Below are 19,824 nucleotides of genomic sequence, written 5' to 3'. Positions count from 1 at the left end.
TCAATTCCCTTCCACCTGATATAGTGCGCGGATGCCATGCTGTGCATCATTTTTCAGTCTTTCCAGCTGCTCCTGCCCGATTGGTCCTGTAATCACTGTCGTGTCGTCTGTTGCATCGATCAGTCTATAGTCGACGTTCTTTTCTGCAAGATATTCGCTGACGCTCTCCTGGTCCGAGCCGAAGCGGATATAATAGCCGGATTCCACATTCGATACTTTAATGTGTGCAGACTGTTCCGGTCTGGCGCTTCGCTGCGCAACACCGCGGTTCCTCATACAGTTGATCAAGTCGGAGACTACTGCTGACGCAGTTTCCGGCCCTCCGGCGCCCGGTCCGTAGAACATCGTCTCACCGACTGCATTGCCCATCACGTATACCGCGTTCTTTTCGTATTCCACGGATGACAGCTGATGATCATCCGGCAGCAGCACCGGTGCCACTTCAATCGACATGCCGGCGCCATCGAATTCGCTTTTGCCGACGAGCTTCAGCTTGAACCCTGCAGTCATGGCATTCTCGATATCCTTCAATGATACATCGCGGATGCCTGCAACCGGCACCTCGTCGATATCCACCTTGAGACCATAGGCCAGCCGTGACAGCAGAACAATCTTGCGCTTTGCATCAATGCCATCAACATCATTCGTCGGGTCCGCTTCTGCATAGCCTTTCTCCTTGGCTTCATCAAGCGCACGTGCATAATCCCAGCCATCCTTCGTCATTTTGGACAGAATATAGTTCGTCGTACCATTCAGAATCCCCATGACCTTATGTATCCGGTTGGCATTCAGGCCATGCTCTATGGCATTCACAATCGGTATGCCGCCGGCGATGCTTGCTTCATACAGCAGGCTGGCACCATTATTTTCGGCCACCAGAGCCAGTTCATCGATATACTTTGCAAGCATATCCTTGTTGGCGCTGATGACATGAATGCCTTTTTCAAGAAACTTCCTGAGCACATCCCGTGTCGTTTCCATGCCGCCCATCACTTCTATGACTGCATCTATTTCGTCAGAATTCAGCAGTGAATCGATATCATCAGTCACAATGGCCTCCCCGAGATCAACGCCCCGCTCTTTATCGACGTTGCTGACGAACACATGACTGACTGTAATCTCTTCGCCAATGAGTCCTGTAATCTTCTCCCTGTTCATAGAGAGCACTTCCATGACGCCACACCCTACAGTCCCCATTCCAAGTATTGCCAAATTCATAACGTGCACACCCTCCTGCATAGATTTAATAGTATAAGCCTTTATATTAGAGAGAAAACTGCAAAAATTCAAGAAATAATTTAAAAAAAGGTACACAAGCCTCCGGCTATCCTGTATTATTATTTTTAAATTTCAGAAATGAAGGTGTGAGAAGATGAAAGTAGTCAAGTTTGGCGGCAGCTCGCTATGCAGCTCAGAACAGATCAGAAAAGTAGCCGACATCATCAGAAGTGATGCAGAACGACGGATTGCTGTCGTCTCTGCACCGGGCAAAAGGTCCAGTGGTGATACCAAGGTGACGGACATGCTGATTGCCCTGCATGTCAACCATACGGCCGGATTGAATACGGAAGATGCCATCAGCCGCATCATCGAACGTTTCGCATCCATCATCAGAGATCTGGAAATCGATCCGGCACTGCTCGCACAGTTTGAACAGACGCTGGTCCACTATCTTGAAACGATCGACAGCAAGGACCGGCTGCTCGATGCATTGAAGTCATGCGGAGAGGATTTCAACGCCCAGCTGGTCAGCGCATATCTGAACCAGATCGGTGTGCGTGCGGCATACATGTCGCCAAAAGAAGCCGGCATACTCGTTACGGATGAACCATCGAATGCCCAGCTGATCGAATCCTCGTATGATGCCCTGAACCGATTGAAGACGACCGAACACGTACTGGTCATTCCAGGTTTCTATGGCTGTTCCGAAAATGATGCCATTGTCACCTTCCCAAGAGGCGGCTCGGACATTACAGGCGCAATTGTTGCGCGTGGTGTCGAAGCGGAGCTGTACGAAAACTTTACCGATGTCAGCTTCATCTATTCGGCACATCCGGGCCTCATCGATCGTCCCCATGCCATCCGTGAGATCACCTACCGTGAGATGCGGGAGCTTTCATATGCAGGGTTCGGCGTCTTCCATGATGAAGCACTCGAACCGGTTTTCAAAAAGCACATCCCTGTCATGATCAGAAATACGAATGATCCCGACGTCGAAGGCACGAAGATCGTCTCGGACCGTGAGTTCATACCTGAAATGCCTGTCATCGGCATAAGCTGTGATGAAGGCTTCACCTCAATCACAATGAACAAGTATCTGATGAACCGGGAGATCGGATTTACGAGAAGACTGCTGCAGATCCTTGAGGACCACCGCCTGTCCTATGAACATATCCCATCAGGTATTGATAACCTATCCGTCATTCTGCGCACAAGGCAGTTTGAAGGAAACTCGAAGCTCGAGGATGTGATGGCTGACATCAAAGATAAGCTCGAGCCGGATTCCATGTATGTAGAAGATGACCTGGCACTGCTTGTCATTGTAGGTGAAGGGATGAAGGAGCATGTCGGCATCGCCACCAAGACGACGACTGCCCTGAGCGATAACGACGTCAACATCGGGATGATCAACCAGGGTGCCTCTGAGATCAGCATGATGTTTGCAATCGACATCAAAGATGCCCATAAAGCACTTCGTGCCATCTACAGCAACTACTTCAAGGAAGTCAAAGTATAGTAATTAGGTGATTGAATCTGCCTCACAGGGTATACTGGTATATAGAGATACTGTATGAAGAAATGGGAGGGGCAGCATGTTATTTGAAAAACGATTGCAGCACATGAAGCGGTACAGGGAAATCGCTCTGGCATCCTCAAAAAGCGGATTCGGCTACATTGTCGAGGAGCTGGGGCTGGACGAGGTTCTTTCCTTGCCGAAAAGACTGCTTCTGAGACGGGACGAGGAGCATATTGAAAAAACCAGAGGGGAACGCATACGGCTGTTCCTTGAAGAGATGGGACCGACTTTTGTCAAAATCGGCCAGGTGGCAAGTACACGTCCAGACCTTGTACCTGAAGACATCATCAATGAACTGTCCAAGCTTCAGAACCATGTTCCTCCCTTTTCATATGAAAAAGCTGAAGAAGCAATAGAAGAAGCTCTCGGGGCAGAAGTCGGGGATATCTTTGAAACTTTCGAGGAGACGCCAATCGGCTCCGCCTCCATCGGCCAGGTGCATAGAGCCAAGCTCATCACCGGTGAAGCAGTGGCTGTCAAAGTCCAGCGCCCCAATATAGAGAAGACTGTCCGCAACGATCTGGAGATTCTCCATCAGCTTGCCATGCTCGCCGAGTCACGGATGCAGTGGGCAAGGCAGTACCAGCTGGTCGATATGATTGAAGAATTTTCAAGAGCCATTGCAGAAGAACTCGACTACACCATCGAGGGCAGAAATGTCGAAAAGATCGGCAAACAGTTCGACACGGATCCGACAGTCCATATTCCGAAAGTATACTGGGATGTGACCACAAAGAATATCCTCGTCATGGAGTTCATTGATGGCATTCAGATCAGCGACCTCGATGCATTGGATGCCAAAGGGTATTCCAGAGAACGGCTGGCAGAAAGACTGACCCATGCCATCTTCCATCAGATACTGATCGAAGGGTTCTTTCATGGCGATCCCCACCCAGGCAATATCACCATTCTGGAAGGAGAAACCATCGGTTTCCTTGATTTCGGCATGGTAGGCAAGATGACGAAGGAAATGAAAGCAAACTTCGGTTCCCTGCTGATCGCAATGATGCGTAAAGATGCGGATGGTGTTGTCAGAGCGATCACCCGGATGGGAGTGGTGCCGGATGAAGTGGATATGAAGGCATTGAAAAAAGATGCAGAGCTGCTGAGAGATAAATATTATGATGTCCCTCTTGGCCGCATGAACCTCGGGGAAGCGGTACAGGACATCTTCGGCATTGCCAATACACACCGCATCAAGCTGCCGACCGACTTCACCATGCTCGGCAAGACCATTCTGACGCTGGAAAGCATCGTCAGACAGCTGGATCCGGAATTCAGCATTGTCGATGTTGCAGAACCATTCGGACAGCAGCTGCTGAAGGAACGGTTCGATCCGAGGAATATCGCAGATCAGGCGTGGCACCAATGGCTTGATCTGAGCGATGACTTCAAAGATACTTCAAGCAATCTGCATGAGTTTTCAAAAGGTCTGAAAGACAAGAAAGTGCCTGTCGAAATCCAGCTGCGTCGCAGTGAGCAGTTCATGAAACGCATCGATGGAATCGGTAACCGGCTGACCTTCAGTATTGTGCTGCTGTCCTTCAGCATCATAATGGCAGGACTGATCATGAGCTCCGCCCTGTCCGGCCGGTCGACCATCCTGTTCAATTTCCCAGCCATCGAAATCGGGTCCATCGTGGCTGTCATAATGTTCGTTGGGATGCTTTATTCCATATTCCGATCGGGCAGATTTTAAAAAGTGCATAGAAATGCACGTTATTGAAAATGAAGAAAAATGGCGCCTCATCCGGGCATTCGGATGAGGCGCCATTTCATGTCTTTTTCTGATCTATCCACTCCATGTGGGTTTACTGATGAAGTTTCCGTGAGAGTGTACGCATGGAAATGCTCTACAACCTGGCAGCCAGTCTTCTTTTGAGGAACAGGCCGGCAAAATACAGGCTGTTGAATAGACTCTGATTGATTCTGATGTGCTTCACTATTCCGAACGATCGTTCTGTGACCAGCTGAGCGGCCATTCGGTTATAGTTCACCCATACGATGCCTGTTTTCTTGAATTCAACAGGTATCAGCGAAGTCATCGATGCCAGTTCAGGGAAATTCCTATATTTGAAGTTGAGTATGTAGAACCATCCCCACGGTCTCGGATTGATATCTATCACGACTATATTGTCTTCATTTCTCAGAATTTCAAACTCTATGAAACCGCTGTACGCTTCAGCCCTGAGGAGATTTCCTACCGAAATGATGAAATCATCCGGCCTTTCTTTTTCCTCGATCACCAAAGTGGATACACCTTTCGGATACTGGCCTACCTGTCTGACATATATATCTGCAAGTATTTCGCCGCCATTGACAAAACAGCCGTAACTGTATTGGGAATAGTCTTCTTTCGGATAGTATTTTTGAAAGATGTAGGCGCTGATATGATCTTGAGTGATTTCCTTCTCAAATTCAGCCCTGGTCATGATCAACTTATTTTTATACTTGTAATTTTCATTGCCGATTCCGTTATATTTGCATATGATGGGAAATTCCAATTCACCGGCCAGACTGGGTGAATCGTAACTCGCTGGTGTATTCAGTCCATATTTCTCCAAAAATCCATGATAACTTTCCTTCTTCCGCATTTTCGAATAGAATGCATAATCAATGCCGTAATATATGATATTTTCATTGAACCATATATTTTCCCTGATATGTTCTTCCATTATCAGATCAGTATAGATATCGTTTGTGAAGTATAGAATACAACGACTTTTGATATTTTCATTGACAATGCTGATGATATTATTCACATCATTTTTTCTCAAGGTTATGGCATGTTGATTGATTGCCATCCCCGGTTCATCTTCTTTACCAATAAGATAAACTCTGGAACATTTTTTCTTCAAAGTGAGGTACAGATCGATGCCTATCGAATTCATCCCAATGATTGCAAGATCCATTGTTATCTTCTCCGCTTAGATTTTTAATAGATATTCCGTAAAGAAGGAGATGTACATTCCTCATAAAAGTCATATGCATTATGCAAGAGGAAGACAGAAATGTTCATGTGGTTGATTATTAACAATATTAATCTGCTTTTTATATATAGAACATATAGTCGTCGACTTCGTCTTCATCATGCTCCAGCATATCGAAAAGTGTCGTATGATCCAGCACATCTCGAAGCGCATCACGGATGCGCCCCCATAGATAGCGTTCCGTATCCGTATCCTTTTCATCCCCCTCGACCGCAACGATATTTTCTTCGAGCGTTCTGAAAATCTGTCCGACAGTAATCACATCCGGCGCACGATTGAGCTCATATCCACCGTATGCCCCCCGTGTACTTTTGATGAGCTCAGCCTTTTTAAGACTCGCAACAATCTGCTCCAGATAAAGGTCGCTGATGCCTCTTTCCTCCGCCACTGATTTTACACTTCTTTTCTTCTCACCGTAATTTCTGGCAAGCGCCAGCATGAAATAGAGTCCGTATCTTCCCCGTGTAGTAATTTTCATAAAGCACCTCTTAGTTTAAGTTCATTTCTATTTATATTATAGTATTAATAAATATACCATAAGACTGAAACAGGTGAAAATATGACTACTCAACCATTAAGCTACAGGATGCGACCTAAATCCATAGACGAAGTACTCGGCCAGGATCATCTGGTCGGTGAAGGCAGCATCATCAGACGGATGGTCAAGGCCAAAAGGCTGTCTTCGATGATCCTATACGGTCCACCCGGCATCGGCAAGACGAGCATAGCCAGCGCCATTGCCGGATCCACAAATTTCAAATTCAGAGTGCTGAATGCCGTCACCAACACAAAGAAGGATATGCAGCCTGTTGCCGAAGAGGGAAAGATGAGCGGCAGTGTCATTCTGCTGCTTGATGAAATCCACCGTCTGGACAAGGCGAAGCAGGATTTCCTGCTCCCGCATCTGGAAAACGGCAACATCATCCTGATTGGTGCTACCACTTCAAATCCATATCACGCCATCAATCCGGCAATAAGGAGCAGATGCCAGATATTCGAACTGGAGCTGCTGGATCCTGAAGAAGTCGAGGAAGCGCTGAAGCGTGCCATCGGTGATACGGAACGGGGGCTCGGAAAAATGAAGATCGAGATTTCCGAGGATGCAATGAAATACTTGTCCCATACCAGCCAGGGTGACGTCAGAAGTGCACTGAATGCACTCGAACTTGCTGCACTGAGTACTGAAGCAGGTGAACAGGAGACGATTCACATAAGTATGGAGGATGCCAAAGCGTGCATGCAGAAGTCGGACCTCCTTTATGATAAGGACGGCGATCAGCACTACGATGTAATGAGTGCCTTCCAGAAGTCGATCCGGGGCAGTGATGTCGATGCCGCCCTACACTATCTGGCCAGACTTGTCGAAGCCGGCGACCTCGTCACAATTGCCAGGCGGCTTCTTGTCATCAGCTATGAGGACATCGGACTCGCCAATCCGCAGCTCGCTTCAAGAACACTTGATGCCATCCAGTCTGCTGAGCGTCTCGGCTTCCCTGAAGCACGCATCCCGCTGTCGCAGGCTGTCATCGAACTCTCGCTCTCTCCTAAATCGAACAGTGCCATCAAAAGCATCGATGGTGCACTATCCGACATCAGGAAGAAGAAGACAGGCAGCATTCCGAAACACCTGCGTGATGGGCACTATAAAAGTGCCGAGAAGCTCGGTAATGCCATCGGCTACAAATATCCACACAACTACCCGAATCATGTAGTCAGCCAGCAGTATCTGCCGGATCCCCTTGTCAACTCATCCTATTATGAGAAATCGGATGTCTCCAAATACGAAAAGCAGCTTGGAGATATATACGATAAACTTAAAAAACTATAAAAAAAATAAGTACCGAATTATAATAATTCGGTACTTATTTCGAAATATCCGAGCGTAAGCCGTGTGTATTTGTTGATTATTTTGGCCTGCTATTTGCAGGTGGGTGCCCTGTTCCCTACTCCAAACGTCCTGTCAAGCAGGCATGTTTTTTGTAGGAAAACAAGCGGGCTCCCGTTAAAAAAAGTGTTAGGTCAAAATATAATTCAACACATCACGCACTTCTCAGATATTCCTATTACAAGTATAATAGCATACCCTTTTGAAAAAAGAAACAAAAAACACTTTTTTATTCTTCAATATCTACGTCTATATGCAGCTCCTTGAGCTGCTGTTTTGATACTTCCGATGGTGCATTCATCATCAGGTCCCCGGCGCTTGCCGTTTTCGGGAAGGCGATGACGTCCCGGATGTTGTCCGTACCTGCAAGCAGCATGACGAAACGGTCGAGGCCATATGCAATGCCGCCATGCGGTGGTGCTCCGTATTTGAAGGCTTCAATCAGGAAGCCGAACTGCTCGTCTCTTTCCTCATCTGTGAAACCGAGTGCCTTGAACATCTTCTCCTGGAGCGATGCATCGTGGATACGGATGGAACCGCCACCGAGTTCGTAGCCGTTCAGCACAATATCATATGCATTGGCGAGCACCTGCTCGGGCGCTTCGTCGAGCTTTTCGACGTCTTCGGCTTTTGGTGAGGTGAATGGATGGTGAGCTGCAAAATAGCGGCCGGCATCTTCATCGTACTCGAACAGCGGCCAGTCCGTCACCCACAGGAAGTTGAACTGGTTTTCCGGAATGAGGTCGAGGTCTCTGGCAAGCTTGTTTCGCAAGTTGCCGAGTGATGCATGGACGACCTTTTCCGAATCTGCAACAAACAGGATGAGGTCACCGTTTTCAAGAGACAGTGTCTCAAAAAGATCAGCCTGGTTCTGTTCGTTGAAGAACTTGGCGATCGGTCCATTCAGTGCATCCTCTTTCACTTTCAGCCACGCAAGTCCTTTGGCGCCATATGTCTTGACGTATCCCTCGAGCTTATCGATGTCTTTTCGGGAGAAATTGCTCTCCTCTCCTTTGACAACGATCGCCTTGACCATGCCACCATTCTCAACAGCAGAACGAAACACTTTGAAATCGATGGTTTCAGCAAATGCACTGAGGTCATTCAGTTTCAGATCAAACCGTGTATCCGGCTTGTCCACACCATATTCAGACATGGCCTGATGATAGGTCATCCTCGGGAAAGGTGTCGTCACTTCAATGCCTTTGACATCGCGCATCACCTGAGTGATCATCCGCTCATTCAGCGCAAGCATCTGCTCTTCATCCGTAAATGACATCTCGATATCAATCTGGGTGAACTCAGGCTGCCTGTCGGCCCTGAGGTCTTCATCACGGAAACATTTGACGATCTGATAGTACTTTTCCATACCGGACAGCATCAGCAGCTGCTTATAGATCTGCGGTGACTGCGGCAGAGCGTAGAACTCCCCTTCATGCACCCGGGAAGGTACAAGATAGTCACGCGCACCTTCCGGTGTAGATTTGGAAAGTACAGGCGTCTCGATATCGATGAAATCCTCGTTGTCAAGGAAGTTTCTGACACTGCGATTGAGCTGGTGGCGAAGCTTCAGTATATTCTGCAGCTTCGGTTTTCTGAGGTCGAGGTAGCGGTACTTGAGACCGACGTCTTCACTGACAGTTTCATCCATGACCTGGAACGGCGGTGTTTTGGCTTTCGACAGCACTTCCACTGTGTCGGCCATGATTTCGATCTTGCCGGTCGGGATGTTGTCATTATACTGGGACGGGTCACGCTCCAGTACTTTGCCAGTTACCGAGACTACAAACTCGGAACGGATGCGTTCAGCCGTTTCAAGTGCTGACCCCGATACTTCAGGATTGAAGACGACCTGGATGAGACCTTCGCGGTCTCTCAGATCGATGAAGATCAATCCTCCAAGGTCACGCCTCTTCTGTACCCATCCTTTCAGATGGACCGTCTCTCCTGTCAGTGCTTCTGTAATTTCTCGTGTATATTTCCTCATGATCACTTCTCCTCAATTATCGTCCTGATTTCTTCTACATCACCGAGACTGATTTTTTTCGATTCTCCTGTTGTCATGTTCTTCAATTCCGCTTCGTTTGAATCAAGCTCTGTTTCGCCGATGACAATCGTATGGGAGGCACCCTTCCTGTCCGCATCCTTCATCTGCGCCTTCAGCTTCCTGTGCTTGTAGTCCATATCACAGCTTATGCCTTCCGTACGCAGTTTGTGCACAAGGCGGCCGGCTGCAGTGCTCGCAGATTCGTCAAGTGTACAGATATACAGGTCGATACCTTCTGGTTCCGGCAGCTCGAGTCCTTCAGCTTCAAGCGCCAGGAGCAGCCTTTCAATGCTGAGCGCAAAACCGATACCTGTCTCGGAAGGACCATCGAGCAGTTCAAGCAGCCCGTTGTAACGGCCCCCGCCGCACAGTGTCGTGATGGCCCCGAAGCCTTCAGCATCACTCATCAGTTCGAATGCAGTATGCGTATAGTAGTCGAGTCCTCTGACAAGGTTGTAGTCGACTTCGTATGGAATGCCGAGTGCATCCAGGTTCTGTTTCACTTCCTCGAAATAAGCTTTTGATTCATCATTCAGATAGTCATAGATGACAGGTGCATTCTGGACCAGCGGATGATCCCTGTCCTTCTTGCAGTCGAGAATTCTCATCGGGTTGGTGTCGATCCGTACCTGGCAGTCCGAACAGAATTCATGGATGGATGGTCTGAAGTGATCGACCAGCGCCTGGTTGTAGGCCGCCCGACTGTTCTGGTCTCCGATCGAGTTGATGTAGAGCTTCAAGTTTTTAAGACCGAACGACTGGTAGATATGCATCAGCATACTCAGCACTTCCACATCAATCAGCGGATCCTCGACACCGATCGCTTCGATGCCGAACTGGACGAACTGGCGGTATCTGCCCTTCTGCCGTCTTTCATAGCGGAACATCGGTGCCTGATAGTAAACTTTGACCGGCTGATTGACATCATGCTGCATCTTATTTTCAATATAGCTTCTCACTACAGGTGCAGTTCCTTCAGGCTTCAGGGTCATGCTGCGGTCACCCTTGTCCTTGAATGTATACATCTCCTTGTTGACGATATCCGTCGAACCGCCGACACCTCTTACAAAAAGCTCCGTCGATTCAAATACAGGTGTCCGGATTTCCTTGTAGTTGTAGTTCTGTGCAATTTTGTGCAGTCTCTGCTCAATGTACTGCCATTTATATGTGTCTTTAGGCAGTATGTCCTGTGTACCTCTTGGAATTTGTATCATCTGCTCCACTCCGTTTCTGAAATATAAAAAAGCCCCTTATATCCATACGGATATAAGGGGCGAGTAAATCGCGTTGCCACCCTGATTCAGCCTATGAAAGGCCCTCTCGCATATTAACGGCTGCCACCGCCTGCATTGCAGGGTTCTACCGAAGTGTCGGTTCCGGATACGGATGGGCAACCTGCTTGCAGCCGGGGCAGGTCTCTCTCGGGTCCATCCTATCCACCTCAACGGATCACTGAAATCATTCTTTCGATTATTTAATATGATATGGTCTATCGGCAACCAAGTCAAGCACTCAGTTCAAATAATCATCAATTCCTTCAATTATGCCTTCTGTCATCATACTCTGGTACCTAGCTTCTGTCAGTGACATATCATCCACCTCGTTGCTCAGATAGCCGAGCTCTATCAGCACTGCCGGATAGTCGAGCTGCCACGTGACCTGGTAGTTCATCGTTCCCACACCGCGGTTATAGAAATAGGAATACTGGTCAAGGGCACTATTGATCGATTCAGCAAACCCCTTCTGCTCAGGATGGGTGTAATATGTGGTGAACCCCGAAATCGATGGATCGTCCATCGCATCGCTATGCAGGCTTATGAACAGATCTCCATCGACTTTTCTATCGTCCAGAGAAGCGAATGTATCGCGGTCACGTGTCAGGATGACTTCCGCGCCGCTTGAAGTGAGCCGTGCTTCAAGCGTTTTTGCGATGGCGAAGACAATCTGATCCTCTGTAACACCCGATATGCTTGTTGCACCCGGGTCTTTCCCGCCATGTCCGGGATCTATGACGATCGTCTGCCCGCTGAAGTCATAATCCGTAGCACCAAGGTCCATCCGGACAGGCTCATGCTCTGTATTCAGAAAGCGGTCATAGAGCATGACAGACACCAGAATGATGCCTCCGGCCAGCAGCAGAAAGCAGAGCGGTGCCATGTACAGGTGCTTTTTGAACTTGAAGAAATTCATGATGCTCTGCATTATGCCAAGTGGCCCTTTTTCCGACTGTCCCATTACTGGATCTTGCCATCCACGGACTCATAAAGTATCGTAATCGGACCATCGTTATTGATCTGGACCTGCATCATTTCACCAAAGAAGCCTTCTTTCACCGTCAGTCCGAAAGACTGGAGATGGGAATTGAACAGCTTGTAGAGCCTGTTGGCCTGATCCTTGCCGGCAGCCTGCGTGAAACTCGGCCGGTTCCCCTTTCTTACATCCGCATAGAGGGTGAATTGGGAAATACTTAATACTTCGCCCTCCACATCCTTGATCGACAGGTTGATCTTTCCGGACTCGTCCTCGAAATTCCGGCTTGCCGCAACCTTCTCTGCAAGCTTCAGTGCATCTTCTTCCGTTGAAGCTTCCGATACACCGACCAGCAGACAGTAGCCTGGACCGATTTCATTGAAAAATTCATTACTTAGGACAGTGGCGCTGGATACTCTTTGTAATACGATTTTCATTTCTACACCTCATTTAAAAACGCGTTCTACGCTGTATATATCAGGAAGCTGTTTAATCTTATCGACCACTCTGTAGAGGTCTGACACATTCTGCAGCATGACCGACAGGCTGATCTTTGCATGCTTGTCGACGTCCGCCTGCCCATTGACGCGCGTAATCGGGAACTTGGTGCTTGAGACGACATTCAGCACTTCATTGACGAGACCCTGGCGGTCATATCCGGTGATCTCGAGGTCCGTCTGATACTTGCGGTCCTTGTTCTTGTTCTTCACCCATTCCACATCTATCAGACGTTCCGTCTCATTTCTGATGTTCGGACAAGTGGCCACATGGACCTTCACCCCATGCCCTTTCGTGATGAATCCGATGATGTCATCACCCGGCAGCGGGTTGCAGCACTTGGACAGGTTGATCAGCATATTGTCCATGCCCTGGACATAGACGCCGGACTCGGTGGAGATTTCCTTGTAGTGGTGCGTCCTGTCGATTTCCTCTATCACGTTGCTCTTCTGTTCTGCAACCTTGAATTTCTCCATCAGACGGTTTGTCACCTGCTGTGCAGTGACACCGCCGAAACCGACCATGGCATACAGGTCATCCTCGTGGCTGATATTGTAGCGTTCAAGGACCGGCGTCATATATTGGGATTTCAGGACATCATCCGGCTTATAGTCCCGATTCTTTATCTCATGCTCTACAGCGAATCGGCCTTTTTCTATATTGCTTGCGCGATCCTGCTTTTTGAAGAACGCACGGATCTTATGCTTCGCCCCTGACGATTTGACGAGCTTGAGCCAGTCGAGGCTCGGTCCGTAGGACTGCTTGCTTGTGCGGATCTCCACAATCTCACCGGTTGAGAGCTCATAGTCGATCGACACGATCTTGCCGTTCACTTTCGCCCCGATCATCTTGTTGCCGACTTCGGTATGCACCTGGTAGGCAAAGTCTATCGGCACGGCACCTTTCGGCAGTTCGACGACATCACCGTTCGGAGTAAATACATAGACCTTGTCGCTCAAAAGATCATTTTTCAGGGATTCCATGAACTCTTCGGCATCAGAGGCGGAATTCTCCTGGTCGATGAGATCCTGGAACCAGTGGATGCGCTTGTCGAGGAAAGGTTCCTCTTTGACCTCTCTGCCCTCTTTATATGCCCAGTGGGCGGCGACACCATGTTCTGCTATTTCATGCATCTCGAACGTACGGATCTGTATTTCGAGCGGATCACCATTCGGACCGACGACAGTCGTATGCAACGACTGGTACATATTCGGCTTCGGCATGGCGATATAGTCCTTGAAGCGGCCCGGCATCGGTTTCCGGATGGTATGGATGACACCGAGGACCGCGTAGCAGTCCTTGATGCTTGTTACAAGCGTACGGACTGCGAGCAGATCAAAAATCTGATCGAACTGCTTCTGCTGCTTCGTCATCTTCTTATAGATGCTGTATATATGCTTCGGCCGTCCGGACAGCTGTCCCCTGATGCCGGTGTGATCCATTTCAGACTGGATGCGGTCGATGGCCTGGTTGATGACGACCTCGCGTTCGCTCCGCTTTTTCTTCATGGAACTCACTATCTTGAAATACTGCTGCGGCTCGATATACCGGAGTGCTGTATCCTCAAGCTCCCATTTGATGCTTGAAATACCGAGGCGGTGAGCCAGAGGTGCATAGATTTCAAGCGTTTCCTGCGACGTCCGGATCTGCTTGTCTTCAGGCATTGCCTTCAGTGTACGCATATTATGCAGACGGTCGGCGAGTTTGACCAGGATCACCCGGATGTCCTTGGCGATGGCTATGAACAGCTTGCGGTGATTCTCCGCCTGCTCCTCCTGCCTCGAGCGGTATTTGACCTTCTCGAGCTTGGTCACCCCATCCACGATCACTGCGACTTCTTCATTGAACATGGTTTTCAGGTCGTCGAATGTATACTCCGTATCCTCGACGACATCATGAAGGAATCCGGCAATGATTGTCGGACAGTCGAGCTTCAGTTCTGCCAGAATGCCTGCAACCTGGACAGGATGCAGTATATATGGCTGTCCGCTCTTGCGGTACTGTCCTTCATGCGCCTCATGTGCCAGGGCATATGCCCTCCGGACCATCTTCACGTCCGATTCACCCATATAAGAATCACACATGCGAATGACATCGTCTTTGCTGTATGGATACTCCTTGTTCATGACCTCACCGCTTTCCCTCTACACTAGTTAGAATCATCATACTATAAAACCTCTTTCAAATAAATAAATGACCAAAAAAAGCCTGTTTGCACAGACTTTTGAGTAGACTAATCTTCGTAGGTGATCAGTGAAAGTGTATCATATCCTTCAAGCCGTTTCATGCCATCGAGATATTCAAGTTCTATCAGGAATGCAATGCCTGCCACAACGCCACCGAGCGACTCGATGAGTTTGATCGTCGCTTCGATCGTGCCGCCTGTCGCCAGCAGGTCATCCGTAATCAGTACACGCTGTCCGGGAGTGATTGCGTCCTTATGCATGGTCAATGCATTGGAACCATACTCGAGGTCATACTCATGCCTGATGACCTCCCTCGGCAGCTTTCCTTCTTTTCTTACCGGGGCAAAACCGATGCCCATACTGTATGCCACCGGGCAGCCGATGATGAATCCGCGTGCTTCAGGGCCGACGACGATGTCGATTTCCTTCTCCCTTGCATACTCCACAATCTGATCTGTTGCATACTTGTATGCCGGTCCATTGTCCATTATTGTCGTAATATCCTTGAAGCTGACACCTTTTTTCGGCCAGTCCGGTACTTCTGATACATATTGTTTTAAATCCATTTAGATTCCACCAATCAATTCGAAATTAATGTTCTGAGATAGTCTTTCAGCTCAGATGAAGATGACATTTTCAGGAGTCTCTCAGCTTCCAGCTGGTTCCTGAGGGTCTGATAGTGCACTGATTCTTCGAGCCTCCATGCGCTATCGTCCTGATCCTTATATATTATACCATCTTCCACTCGGATAATCTCTAGATCTGTCATAATATCTATCGACATTTTGAGGAATTTCATCTTGATGCCGATCCTGTCGGCAAGTGCCGGCGCATGCTTCGCCAGATTGATCGACCCGTCATCGGCAGCTTCGATCAGCTGCATCAGCTGATCGATGGTCTCGGCTCTCGGTATGCCTGTAAAGAACAGCTCCTCCTTCTGGTTGAAGATGGAGATGATCTTCGATGCATGGATGCCGCCCAGGGAATACGCCATATTATCGACGCTTTCCGGCAGATCACGGAGTACGACCGTCTTTGATGTAAAGGGGAGCACTTCGCCGTAATGGTAGTAGTTCTCACCCTTCTTCTCCCGGCCTTCTGCAATGACAAAAATATCGTCCGCTGAAATGATGTCGAAACGCTGGTCGGTCCTGCTCCGCATATCGATGAGCTGGACACGGTCTACACCTACGTCCTGCAGCATGATCTGGAGTGTGCGGCTCTGGTTGAACACATTGACATTGACCGTGCCGACCAGGCTTATGGCATCTCCCTGCGATACCTCATTGACCAGGTGTCCATAGCCGAATCCGATGACATCCATGCCGACCTGGGCCATCGACAGTTTGATATGGGATTTATCCTTGCCTACCTGTCGGATGGCACTGATGTTCTCATTGCTGATCAGAAATACCGGTGACTGGAACGACTGGCCGAAAGGCTTCAGCCGATCGAACCGTTCGAATGCCTTCATCGTCATGTTCCCATGCCTGATCTGATAGTCGATATACTTGACCGGTCTGAGATCGAGCTGAAGCCGATCGAAATAGTCTGCAAGCTCCTGCGTGAAGGTTTCGATGTCCGCTGCCATGACTTCCACACCGAGCGCTTGCGCATGACCGCCGAAGCGGTAATGGAAACTTGAATGCTCGGACAGGACCCCATGCAGATCCACCCCTTCGATTGAACGTGCAGATCCACGGTATATGCCATCATCGAGTGTGAGGACAATTGCCGGCTTGCCATACTGCTCGACGATTTTCGATGCGACGATTCCAAGCACCCCTGGGTGCCAGCCCTCCTGATAAACGATATTGATCTGTTTGTCGGAATCGACCTGTGCCTTTGCCTCATCGAATATGGTTTCGACCAGCTGCTTGCGTTCAATGTTCATGTTCTCGACCACCATGGCTTGTTCATAGGCAACGTTGGTGTCCGACTCAAGCAGAAGTTCGACCGCGATTTCCGCTTCACCCAGCCGACCGGTTGCATTCAGGCGCGGCGCCAGCGTGAAGGCGATCGTCTCCTCATCCATATGCCCATCATGTCCGGCGCTTCTGAGCAGTGTATGCACCCCGACCGGCGGGGCATCATTCAGGATTTTCAAGCCTTCGATGACCAGCTTTTTATTTTCATCGATCATGGGTACGAGGTCGGCAACTGTACCGATTGCCACCCAGCCGATATCCTCTTTAGCTTCAAGACCCAGAGCCTGGACCAGCTTGTAGGTGATACCGACACCCGCAAGTGATCGGAATGGGTAGGTGCCATCGGGATGATCCGGGTGGATGATTGTCGCATCCGGCACATTGTCACCAAACGCGTGGTGATCCACAACAATCGTCTCTATCCCTTCCGACTTGAGGAATGCAATCTCCTCACCACCTGAAACACCATTGTCGACTGTAATCACAAGATCATACTGGCCTACGACAAGTTCCTCGAACACCGCCATATTAGGACCATAGCCATCTTCGATCCGGCTCGGAATGAAATAGTCCACATTTTCAATCCTTCTTCTGAGGGCATTCAGCAGCAGCACCGTGCTTGTGATGCCATCCGCATCAAAATCACCGTAGATGAGTATACGTTCATCAGCTGAAAAAGCGGCTTCGATACGTGCGACTGCATCCGCCATGCCGTAGACGAGGGAAGCGTCATACGTCCTCGGATGATAGATCTTCTCGAGATCCGTCTTCGTAGTATACCCCCGGTTTTCGAGTATGGTCTGTTCGAGCGGGTTGAGCTTGAACTTTTCGATCAGCGCTTCCGGCATATCGGAATCTTTACGGCGTACTTTCCACTCATACTTTGACTGGTACATATATTACATCCTTTGCAAAACGCCCAGGGGTTGCCCGGGCGTTCTAGAATTATACGAGTATTTTTTCTTCGTCTTTCTTCTTTTCTTCATATACGGTCAGGCTGCCTTCGGATTTTCTGAACTGTCGCTTCTTCAATATGCCCCAGAGCTGCAGCGCAATGAAGAGCGATGAATAGATGCCGCTGATTAGACCGATGAGCAGTGCAATCGAGAAGTTCAGTATGGCTGTGCTGCCCATGAATACAAGCAGTACAACCACAATGATGACGGTCAGTACCGTATTGACCGAACGGGTGAGCGTCTGTTTGAGCGAACGGTTTATAATCATATCAATCTGGGATTCTTCATGGATCACCCGTGTCTTCCTCAAGTTTTCACGCACCCTGTCGAACGTGACGATGGTATCGTTGATCGAATACCCGACGATTGTCAGTGCAGCGGCGATGAAAGTGATATCCACTTCGAGCCTGAATATGGAGAAGACTGCAACCATGATGAATGCATCGTGGATCAGTGCCAGCACACTTGGCAGCGCCATGCGCCATTCGAACCGGATGGAAGCATAGAGAATGATGCCGAGTGATGCGATGGCGAGCGCAATGACTGCGTTCCGTGCCAGCTCCCGTCCAATGACGGGACTTACCGTACTGATCGCAGGCTGACTGCCGAACTGTTCTTCAAATGTGCGCTGCATATCCGTCACTGCTTCTTGAGACAAGTCATCAACATAACGGGCGACAACCATATCCTCCCCTGACGTTGTAATGCTGTCAGGTGGTATGTCCATGGACGACAGTTGCTCCTCGACCTGCCCCACTGTCGCTTCGCCATCCGTCTGGATATCGGCTCTCGTCCCGGACGTAAAGTCGATGCCCAAGTTCAGCCTGAATATGGACAGGATGACAAGACCGGCCAGAATGAGCGCAAGACTCAATGCAAAGAACTTCCGTGCATGCCCGACAAAATCAAGCTTGTCCCATGGTGTTGTCAGATGCTCGATATCCTTGCCTTCATTGATGTTGAACCTGTCGGACTCCTTGACACCGAACCAGCCGAGTCGTTTGTTGAAGAAGTTTGATCTGATGAGCAGCGAAAGTACAACACGTGTCAGGAATACGGCCGTAATGAAACTCATCAGTATGGATAGGATCAGCATTGTCGCGAAACCTTTGACACTGCTTGTTCCGAATATGAACAGAACGACACCTGCAATCATCGTTGTGATATTGGCATCGATGATCGTCCATAGGGAAGCGGCCGATGCACGCTTGTAGGCCTGCTTGAGATTTCTGCCGATCCTGAGTTCATCCTTGATACGTTCGTACATGATGATGTTTGCATCCACCGCCATGCCGACACCAAGGATCAGGGCTGCGATACCCGGCAGGGTGAGTACACCGCTGATCAGGTTGAAGCCGAGCACCGTGAGATAGATATACGCGGTCAGCGTAACTGTTGCTACGACACCCGGCAGTCTATAGAAAGCAATCATGAATATGAATACCAGTGCGACACCGATCAGACCGGCAGTCACCGTCTCATCCAGTGCCTGGGCACCAAACTGGGCACCAACGGAGTTGGAATATATTTCTGTCAGTTTGACCGGCAGTGCACCCGAATTGAGAAGTGCTGAAATGTTCTGCGCACGCTCCAGCCCTTCTTCTCCATTGAATCCACCGGATATCATGACATCGGATGAATTGATCGGTCCGGAAACACTAGGCGCCGAGATGAACTTCGGATCTGCTTTCTGAACTTCTTCTGCAAAGCTGTCTTCGCCCTCTTCGAAGTCCATCCAGATGACCATCAGGTTTTCACCGGCCGGCCTCTGGGAAATCTCCTCAGTGACTTCACGGAACTTATCCGGATCCTTCAATTGCAGTGAGACCATGGGCTGGTTCATTTCATCAAAGTTCTGACTGGCACCGCCCTGGACCAGATCCGCTCCTGACAGGAGCACATTATCGTCAACATCCCGGATGGTCAGCTCAGCCTGGGTGCTGAGCAGCTCTCGGGCTTCATTCTGATCCTCCACCCCGGCCAGCTGGACTCGGATCCTGTCGTTCTCTTCTATCTGGATATTCGGTTCGGAGACACCCAGTACATTGACCCTCGAATCCAATGTCTGTGCAGTACTTCGCACAGCAGAGTCGTCTATTTCGTCTCCTTCATCAAGTGGCTCAACTTCGTACAGCACCTCAAATCCACCCTGCAGGTCCAGTCCAAGATTGACGTCCTTGACAAGATCTTTCGCTGTCAGTCCAACGGTCGTCAATATGCCGATGACCAGCAGAATGGTGATGATGATTCTACTCTTATCTACTTTCAAAAAACACACCTCGATTAT

At 49.1% G+C, this 19,824-nt stretch carries 14 protein-coding genes and 1 other RNA gene; 3 read left to right on the top strand and 12 right to left on the bottom strand.

The window, feature by feature from the left end:
* Positions 1-1,218 (bottom strand): homoserine dehydrogenase, encoded by a 1,218-nt coding sequence (locus GQ671_RS01875; protein ID WP_160651845.1) that lies wholly within the window; start codon positions 1,216-1,218, stop codon positions 1-3.
* Between the two features lie 154 nt (positions 1,219-1,372).
* Between GQ671_RS01875 and GQ671_RS01870 the strand changes: the two genes are divergently transcribed.
* Together GQ671_RS01870 and GQ671_RS01865 are read left to right on the top strand one after the other, a co-directional pair.
* On the top strand, positions 1,373-2,737 hold the full coding sequence (locus tag GQ671_RS01870; RefSeq protein ID WP_160651842.1) for an aspartate kinase: 1,365 nt from the start codon (positions 1,373-1,375) through the stop codon (positions 2,735-2,737).
* A 76-nt stretch (positions 2,738-2,813) separates the two neighbouring features.
* A complete protein-coding gene (locus tag GQ671_RS01865; protein ID WP_160651839.1) occupies positions 2,814-4,496 on the top strand; it encodes an ABC1 kinase family protein in 1,683 nt (560 codons plus the stop codon).
* 154 nt (positions 4,497-4,650) lie between these two features.
* Here the strand turns inward: GQ671_RS01865 and GQ671_RS01860 are convergent, their stop codons facing one another.
* Together GQ671_RS01860 and GQ671_RS01855 are read right to left on the bottom strand one after the other, a co-directional pair.
* A complete protein-coding gene (locus GQ671_RS01860; protein WP_160651836.1) occupies positions 4,651-5,709 on the bottom strand; it encodes a hypothetical protein in 1,059 nt (352 codons plus the stop codon).
* A 139-nt stretch (positions 5,710-5,848) separates the two neighbouring features.
* The gene (locus tag GQ671_RS01855) at positions 5,849-6,265 is read right to left on the bottom strand and encodes an RrF2 family transcriptional regulator (RefSeq protein WP_160651833.1); all 417 of its coding nucleotides are present in this window, start codon (positions 6,263-6,265) and stop codon (positions 5,849-5,851) included.
* Positions 6,266-6,346: 81 nt separating this feature from the next.
* Between GQ671_RS01855 and GQ671_RS01850 the strand changes: the two genes are divergently transcribed.
* Positions 6,347-7,615 carry a replication-associated recombination protein A gene (locus GQ671_RS01850; RefSeq protein WP_160651830.1) on the top strand — a complete coding sequence of 423 codons (1,269 nt, stop codon included), beginning with the start codon at positions 6,347-6,349 and terminating at the stop codon, positions 7,613-7,615.
* Between the two features lie 41 nt (positions 7,616-7,656).
* On the opposite strand, the gene ssrS is transcribed toward GQ671_RS01850, so the two are convergent.
* From ssrS to secDF, 9 genes are all read right to left on the bottom strand, one after another.
* Positions 7,657-7,847: non-coding RNA, 6S RNA (gene ssrS, locus GQ671_RS01845), on the bottom strand.
* Between the two features lie 54 nt (positions 7,848-7,901).
* The gene (gene aspS, locus GQ671_RS01840; RefSeq protein WP_160651827.1) at positions 7,902-9,659 is read right to left on the bottom strand and encodes an aspartate--tRNA ligase; all 1,758 of its coding nucleotides are present in this window, start codon (positions 9,657-9,659) and stop codon (positions 7,902-7,904) included.
* Between the two features lie 2 nt (positions 9,660-9,661).
* On the bottom strand, positions 9,662-10,933 hold the full coding sequence (gene hisS / locus GQ671_RS01835) for a histidine--tRNA ligase (RefSeq protein ID WP_160651824.1): 1,272 nt from the start codon (positions 10,931-10,933) through the stop codon (positions 9,662-9,664).
* Positions 10,934-11,231: 298 nt separating this feature from the next.
* On the bottom strand, positions 11,232-11,954 hold the full coding sequence (locus tag GQ671_RS01830; RefSeq protein ID WP_160651821.1) for an N-acetylmuramoyl-L-alanine amidase family protein: 723 nt from the start codon (positions 11,952-11,954) through the stop codon (positions 11,232-11,234).
* The gene (dtd, locus tag GQ671_RS01825; protein ID WP_160651817.1) at positions 11,954-12,406 is read right to left on the bottom strand and encodes a D-aminoacyl-tRNA deacylase; all 453 of its coding nucleotides are present in this window, start codon (positions 12,404-12,406) and stop codon (positions 11,954-11,956) included. The genes GQ671_RS01830 and dtd overlap by 1 nt, the downstream gene beginning before the upstream one ends.
* Before the next feature lie 9 nt (positions 12,407-12,415).
* On the bottom strand, positions 12,416-14,551 hold the full coding sequence (locus GQ671_RS01820) for a RelA/SpoT family protein (RefSeq protein ID WP_380645455.1): 2,136 nt from the start codon (positions 14,549-14,551) through the stop codon (positions 12,416-12,418).
* A gap of 149 nt (positions 14,552-14,700) precedes the next feature.
* Positions 14,701-15,219, bottom strand: coding sequence for an adenine phosphoribosyltransferase (locus GQ671_RS01815; RefSeq protein WP_160651811.1), 519 nt, complete (start codon positions 15,217-15,219; stop codon positions 14,701-14,703).
* Between the two features lie 14 nt (positions 15,220-15,233).
* Positions 15,234-17,477 carry a single-stranded-DNA-specific exonuclease RecJ gene (gene recJ, locus GQ671_RS01810; protein WP_160651807.1) on the bottom strand — a complete coding sequence of 748 codons (2,244 nt, stop codon included), beginning with the start codon at positions 17,475-17,477 and terminating at the stop codon, positions 15,234-15,236.
* A gap of 49 nt (positions 17,478-17,526) precedes the next feature.
* A complete protein-coding gene (gene secDF / locus GQ671_RS01805) occupies positions 17,527-19,806 on the bottom strand; it encodes a protein translocase subunit SecDF (protein WP_160651804.1) in 2,280 nt (759 codons plus the stop codon).
* Between the last annotated feature and the right edge of the window lie 18 nt (positions 19,807-19,824).

The organism is Salinicoccus hispanicus (assembly GCF_009831115.1).
In the GTDB taxonomy this organism is placed as follows: Bacteria; Bacillota; Bacilli; order Staphylococcales; family Salinicoccaceae; genus Salinicoccus; species Salinicoccus hispanicus.
This window is presented reverse-complemented; position numbering and strand designations above follow the sequence as displayed.

Coding starts and splice junctions, on each gene's coding strand:
- GQ671_RS01875 (WP_160651845.1), bottom strand. CDS start 1,218: ATGAATTTGGCAATACTTGGAATGGGGACTGTAGGGTGTGGCGTCATG.
- GQ671_RS01870 (WP_160651842.1), top strand. CDS start 1,373: ATGAAAGTAGTCAAGTTTGGCGGCAGCTCGCTATGCAGCTCAGAACAG.
- GQ671_RS01865 (WP_160651839.1), top strand. CDS start 2,814: ATGTTATTTGAAAAACGATTGCAGCACATGAAGCGGTACAGGGAAATC.
- GQ671_RS01860 (WP_160651836.1), bottom strand. CDS start 5,709: ATGGATCTTGCAATCATTGGGATGAATTCGATAGGCATCGATCTGTAC.
- GQ671_RS01855 (WP_160651833.1), bottom strand. CDS start 6,265: ATGAAAATTACTACACGGGGAAGATACGGACTCTATTTCATGCTGGCG.
- GQ671_RS01850 (WP_160651830.1), top strand. CDS start 6,347: ATGACTACTCAACCATTAAGCTACAGGATGCGACCTAAATCCATAGAC.
- aspS (WP_160651827.1), bottom strand. CDS start 9,659: ATGAGGAAATATACACGAGAAATTACAGAAGCACTGACAGGAGAGACG.
- hisS (WP_160651824.1), bottom strand. CDS start 10,933: ATGATACAAATTCCAAGAGGTACACAGGACATACTGCCTAAAGACACA.
- GQ671_RS01830 (WP_160651821.1), bottom strand. CDS start 11,954: ATGGGACAGTCGGAAAAAGGGCCACTTGGCATAATGCAGAGCATCATG.
- dtd (WP_160651817.1), bottom strand. CDS start 12,406: ATGAAAATCGTATTACAAAGAGTATCCAGCGCCACTGTCCTAAGTAAT.
- GQ671_RS01820 (WP_380645455.1), bottom strand. CDS start 14,551: ATGTGTGATTCTTATATGGGTGAATCGGACGTGAAGATGGTCCGGAGG.
- GQ671_RS01815 (WP_160651811.1), bottom strand. CDS start 15,219: ATGGATTTAAAACAATATGTATCAGAAGTACCGGACTGGCCGAAAAAA.
- recJ (WP_160651807.1), bottom strand. CDS start 17,477: ATGTACCAGTCAAAGTATGAGTGGAAAGTACGCCGTAAAGATTCCGAT.